At 75.3% G+C, this 2,207-nt stretch carries 2 protein-coding genes; both read left to right on the top strand.

From position 1 onward, the window contains the following. The first annotated feature begins 124 nt into the window (after window positions 1–124). The gene (locus tag G3I40_RS41140) at window positions 125–901 is read left to right on the top strand and encodes a peptidyl-tRNA hydrolase (RefSeq protein ID WP_164559918.1); all 777 of its coding nucleotides are present in this window, start codon (window positions 125–127) and stop codon (window positions 899–901) included. A 341-nt stretch (window positions 902–1,242) separates the two neighbouring features. Beyond that, window positions 1,243–2,207, top strand: a 965-nt coding sequence (locus G3I40_RS41135; protein WP_164559917.1) for a serine/threonine-protein kinase, incomplete at its 3' end; no start/stop codon positions are given.

The following is a 2,207-nucleotide window of genomic DNA, read 5'->3' as shown; positions in this document are numbered from 1 at the left end:
CGGCGCCCGGCGTTGCGCAGGGCCACGTGTCCGGGAGGCGGGTCGGGGCGCATCCGGTCATGGTGCCGTACGCGTGCGGGGCACGGGACGCGGGGTGCGCGGGGCTGCTGGCAGACTGGAGGGCGTGACCAGCGAAGACTCCGCAACGCCCGGGCCGGCCGACAGCCCCTCCGGCGTCCCGTCCGACAGCCCGTTCCGCGACGAGCGCACCGCGCGCGACGAGGCCCCGCAGTTCGTGCTGCCGCTCGTGGTGCGCATCGAGCGCGCCGCGCCCCCGGCCCGCACGGACGCCCTGCAGACGGCGGCGCGCGCGGTCCTGACGATCCTCTCGGACGAGCGGTCCCTCGGCGACGGTGCGTGGGCGCAGGCGATGCGGGACTGGCAGGACGCGCGGATCCGCAAGGTGGTGCGGCGGGCGCGGGGTGCGGAGTGGCGCCGCGCGGAGGCGCTCGACGGCATCACGGTCACGGGTGAGTCGGCCGAGGTGCGGGTTTTCCCGCCGGTCCCGCTCGACGGCTGGCCCAAGGACCTGGCCCGCCTCCAGGTCTCCGGCACCGATCTGACGGACCCCGAGGAGCCGGCCGCCCCGGACCTGGACGCGCCGGTCCTGTGGTTCAACCCCGCCCTCGACATGACCGCGGGCAAGTCCATGGCGCAGGCCGGCCACGGCGCCCAGCTGGCGTGGTGGGAGCTGTCCGAGGTGCAGCGCAAGGAGTGGCGGGAGGCGGGCTTCCCGCTGTCGGTCAGGGTGGCGGAGCCGGACCGCTGGGAGCCGCTGACGCGGGCCGGGTTGCCGGTGGTGCGGGACGCCGGCTTCACGGAGATCGTGCCGGGGTCGTGCACGGTGGTGGCCGAGGGCGGCCGTCGCCTGGGCCCGCTTCCGGGCCCGGCGCGGCCGTAGGTTCCCGGCGAGACCCGGTGCCGCTTCCGGTGGTCACCGGCGGGCCGGGCCGATGGACGACGCCGTTCCACGAGACGGCCGGGCGGGGCGGGCCGGTGGGCGATCCGTTCCACGAGGCGGCCGGGCGGGCCGGGAGCGCCGGATTCGCCTGACCGGCACAGCAGTTGGGGCGCTCGGACACCGAGGGCTTCGCGAGCCTTTGGCCGTGGCCGGAACCGACCGGCGGTTGTAGCAGGGCCGTTGCACGTGGGGCGCACACGCTCTGCCGTGCATTCGGTACTCTCGCGGGGACTTCGGGGGACTGGCAGCCGATTGCTGCCCGCAACAGGGGATGACTCGCCATGAACACACCGTCGGCCGACCTCTTCCAGCCACTCCAGGCCGACGACCCGCCGGTGGTGGGCGGCTACCGTCTGGTGGCGGTCCTGGGTTCGGGCGGCATGGGCAAGGTGTATCTGACCTACACGCCGGGCGGCCGGCCGATCGCCCTGAAGGTGATCCGGCCCGAGTTCAGCCAGGACCCCGAGTTCCGCAGGCGCTTCGAGCAGGAAGTGCACTCCGCGCAGCGGGTGCAGGGCCTGTACACCGCGCCGGTGATCGACGGCGACACCACGGGCCGTCAGCCGTGGCTGGCCACCGCCTACGTCCCCGGTCCCTCCCTCGCGCACGCCGTGTCCCGGCACGGCGCCCTGCCGGTGCGCAGCACCCTGCTGCTCACGGTGGGGGTGGCCGAGGCGCTGACCGTCATCCACGGCGCCGGCATCGTGCACCGCGATCTGAAGCCCGCCAACGTCCTGCTCGCCGCCGACGGTCCGCGGGTCATCGACTTCGGGATCGCCCGTGCGGCCGACGCCACGGCGCTGACCGGCAGCGGCGTCACGGTCGGGACGCCGTCGTTCATGGCCCCGGAGCAGGCGTCGGCCGGCACCGTCTCCCCCGCCACCGACGTGTTCGCGCTCGGCCAGATCGCCGCGTACGCGGCGATCGGCGCGCCGGCCTATGGCGACGGGCCCTCGCACGCGGTGCTCTACCGGATCGTGCACGAGGACCCCGACCTGAGCCAACTCCCTGAAGAACTGCGGCCGTTGGTGTCCCGCTGCCTGAGCCGTGACCCGGCCGACCGGCCGAGCCTGACCGAGATCATCGCCCTGTGTCACGAGGTGTCGCCGACGCCGCTGCGCCAGGGCGAGGACTGGCTCCCGCAGACGTTCGCCGGCTCGATCACCGAGCGGCTGAAGCTGCCCGAGCCGGCCGCGACGCCGCCGCCGACCGCCGCCGCCCCGCCCGCGCCGACCCACCCGGTGGG

Source organism: Streptomyces sp. SID14478 (assembly GCF_010548525.1).
Classification (GTDB): Bacteria; Actinomycetota; Actinomycetes; order Streptomycetales; family Streptomycetaceae; genus Streptomyces.
This window is presented reverse-complemented; position numbering and strand designations above follow the sequence as displayed.